This is a genomic window from Actinomycetota bacterium, assembly GCA_013152275.1.
GTDB lineage: Bacteria > Actinomycetota > Acidimicrobiia > Spongiisociales > UBA4744 > BMS3Bbin01.
Window position 1 is genome coordinate 1 of record JAADGS010000007.1, and the last position, 3,332, is coordinate 3,332.

The following is a 3,332-nucleotide window of genomic DNA, read 5'->3' on the forward strand; positions in this document are numbered from 1 at the left end:
ATCATCTGCCCATTCCGGGGGTGTAGCTCAGTCCGGCAGAGCACTACGTTCGCAACGTAGGGGCCAGGGGTTCAAATCCCCTCACCTCCACCAGTCAACAGCCCTTGCCTCGCAAGGGCTGTTCGTCATTTCATGGTCCTTGCCCTACAGCTCCAATCCCTATTTCGCGCGGGTTCTGTGCGCGACCGGCCCCTGACCGCGCGAACACTCACGGCAGGTCGCGAAAACAATCCCTACGGATCACGCGACGAATCCGACCTACCTGACACATACACAAATGAAAGGCCGCCGAAGAGAGGAGTATCTCATGGCATTGCTGCAAGCCCGAAAAGATACTCAGAGCAACGAGAAGTTCATCAGACGGGACTACCTCACGTGGATCGGTACCGTCTCCGGCTTACCACTGAACGCCTTCGTCGAGGGGAAGTGGGTCAAGCGGCAGGAGGCCGATTGTGATCCAGAAACCCCTACGAGTGAAGAGTCGAGAGGCAAACGGCTCATCATCGCCGGGCACCGGAGTCGATCGCCGTGTTGACGACGCTCTCCCAGCGACGAGCAGCTCCTACCGGGCGCAGACCCGGTTCAACTATCAGCACCTCATCGACCAGTGTCCGACCGCGACATACGAGTACTTTGTTCCCAAATGACCACGTGGGTGGCGCGCGTTACTACATTCCGTACGGTGTGCCAACGACGAACTACTGCAACCCATACCAGGCTGGTACTTCCTATACGAAGCAGAACGCAACTGCGGTCACCTGGTCCGGTGGCATCAACGTGCTGGGATTCTCGGCCACGACGAGATCCGGCTACAACTCGAAGACCAAGATCTCCTTCACCTTCTCGGCCAACAGGCAACTCTGCGGTGACACGAACTACCCGAAGTGGGCGCGGCGGGTCCGTGTGAAGTTCTAGTGACTCCGTCGAAGAGCATGCAACGGCGCACACTGCTCGAGAGCAGCGACCCGTGGCTCACCGTGTGGCGGTGGATCGCGGGTCCACTCCTGGCAATCCTCGTCCTGGCTTCCTGCGCTCAGAGTGCAGAGCTTCGTGGCCGCCTCGAGCCGGAGTCGGTTGTGACGATCGGCTTTGACGACTTCTCCAGCACCTCGGTTGGCTCTACCGGGCACTCCGTGTGTGCCACCGGTCCGGGCGTCTTCCTGGAGTCGGTCGATGCCTTGAAGATCGACGGCGCGGCAGAACTCATCGGGGCTGTCGAGATCTCCGGTGTAGTGCAGCGGGATGGGTTCATCGGAGCGGTCTACGGCTTCCCACCTGAGGGTTGGGCTAGTGATGCTCTGGGTACGTACGCGGTCCCCGAGTGTGACCCTACCTCCCCGGATTCCGTGACTCAGGTGGTCTTGGGTGTGCGCCGGACGGAACCAACCGGAGGGGCAATCAGAGGCGTGTCGATCACCTACCGATCCGGTGGCCGCACGGGGACGCTCGAGATCCCGAACTTCCATATCACACTCTGCGGCGACGATGGCCGGTATTGCGAAGATGAGCTGTCGTCCTAGGACCCTGGCCCTGGTCCTGAGCCTGATACTCTTGATGTCTCGTCAGTCCACCACCGAGGTGCCGGGGACCTCGCTGGATCAAGAAGTGCGACCACCGGCTGCTGATCCGGGGGCAACTGTGGCGATCGTCCTCGCGACGGAAAGTCGGAGTCCGTTCGTCGCGCAGTTCTGTGCTGGCGCGGTGATCGGCTCTCGGGTCGTTCTCACCGCTGCACACTGTATCGATGGGCGCGGGGCCGAGCAGATGAACGTTGTTGCCGGTCAGGTTGACCTCTGCGAACCGACACAGTCACCGGCAGAGCGCATTCGTGTCGAAGCGATACACACTCACCCGGCGTACCGTGCTCCAAGCAAGGGCTCCGATCTAGCAGTCCTCATTCTCGACAGATCAACGAACGCATTGCCGGTTTCAATGAGCACCGAAACCGAGATCACCGGGGAGCAGGTGATCGTCCGCGGATGGGGCCGACAGGGGACGGATGGTTCGTTCCCTTGTCAGCTCACCTCGCTTCGCACCACCGTCGTCGAACGTGCCGGGTGCGCTCGCGATCTGACTATGAGGGAAGAGGCCCTTCCCATCGATGCCTTGTGCACAATGGGTGGCGGGCAGACTTGTGTCGGCGACAGTGGTGGCCCAGTGATCGCCGGAGAACCCGGAAAACCGAATACACCGCGCCTCGTCGGGATCGTGAGCTGGGGTCGATCATGTGCTGGTGGTACGCCAGGAATCAACACGAATGTGGCGATTCATGCGGATTGGATCTGTCGTACCATCGCAGGACTCGACGAGGACCTCCCCTCGGCATGTCTCGAGAGTCGGCGGGGTTTCTCCGCGGTATCCGGCGGCCCCATGGAAGGGACAGGGTTTCCGGAGTCGGCTGCGGAGGATGGATACGCTGATGACCGTGCGCGCTCCGCGCGCGAAACGCTGCGAAACCATGCAAGACGGTGAGAGGTGTTGAGCACAAAACCCCCGGTCAGAGCAGATATGACCCGGTCAGAGTGGTGGGGGCGCTGCGTTCGCAACGTAGGGGCCAGGGGTTCAAATCCCGTCACCTCCACCAGGAAGTAGCCCCTGTGTCCCAAGGGCAGCCCGTCATTTCAGCCTTGCTGCCCTACAGCTCTAATCCTCGCTCTGTGCGCGTTCTGTGAGCGATCGCGTCGGCGATGATCTGTTCGAGGCGGTCGGCGGCGACTTCGTCGAGGGGTTCGTAGAGGTGCCCGTAGATGTCGAGGGTGGTCTTGATCGACGTGTGGCCGAGTCGTGCCTGGAGTAGCTTCGGGTGCGTGTTCGCTGCGATCAGCAGCACAGCGTGGGTATGTCTCAGGTCATGAAACCGCATGGGTTGTCCGACGGATGCCGCCACGGCGGGGAGCCAGAATCGCTGCCGGAAGCTACGGCGCCGGAGCGGGCCGCCTTGCGGTGCGGTGAAGACCCGGTCAGTGCGTCCGGTGCCGTGGTGGTCGAGGTGGGCGGCGAGTTCCCCGAACCGTGCCCCGGTGTAGCCAGCGGTCAGGACAAGGGTGCGGTGGCGGGGGTCGATGGTGTCGGCGAGGTCGTGGAGTTCGTCCACGCTGAGGAACCGCTTCTCGGTCTCGATGCGTTTGGGGAGGTTCACATCCGCACAGGGTGTGCGTTGGATGAGGGCGTCGTCTGTGGCGGCGTTGAACGCCATGGACACCGACCCGTAGGCGAGCTGGATCGTGGCAGGCGCATAGCCCTCCTCGGCGAGTTCACTGATCCAGTCCTGAACGTCGTGTCGGGTGATGTCACGGAGCCGCCGGGTACCGAAGCAGGGGAGGACGAGGGAG

Annotated in this window: 4 protein-coding genes and 1 tRNA gene; 4 read left to right on the top strand and 1 reads right to left on the bottom strand. The window is 62.1% G+C overall.

Going from position 1 to position 3,332, the window contains the following annotated elements:
* The first annotated feature begins 16 nt into the window (after positions 1–16).
* The 4 genes from GXP34_00290 (at position 17) to GXP34_00305 (ending at position 2,472) form a co-directional block, all read left to right on the top strand.
* Positions 17–93 (top strand) — tRNA-Ala (locus tag GXP34_00290).
* A gap of 558 nt (positions 94–651) precedes the next feature.
* Positions 652–915, top strand: a complete 264-nt coding sequence (locus GXP34_00295; protein ID NOY54413.1) for a hypothetical protein — start codon at positions 652–654, stop codon at positions 913–915.
* Positions 916–932: 17 nt separating this feature from the next.
* Positions 933–1,520, top strand: coding sequence for a hypothetical protein (locus GXP34_00300; protein NOY54414.1), 588 nt, complete (start codon positions 933–935; stop codon positions 1,518–1,520).
* Between the two features lie 181 nt (positions 1,521–1,701).
* Complete coding sequence (locus GXP34_00305) at positions 1,702–2,472, top strand: serine protease (GenBank protein ID NOY54415.1); 771 nt, start codon at positions 1,702–1,704, stop codon at positions 2,470–2,472.
* A gap of 163 nt (positions 2,473–2,635) precedes the next feature.
* Here GXP34_00305 and GXP34_00310 read toward each other — a convergent pair.
* The coding region (locus GXP34_00310) for a tyrosine-type recombinase/integrase (protein NOY54416.1) at positions 2,636–3,332 on the bottom strand (697 nt) is incomplete at its 5' end.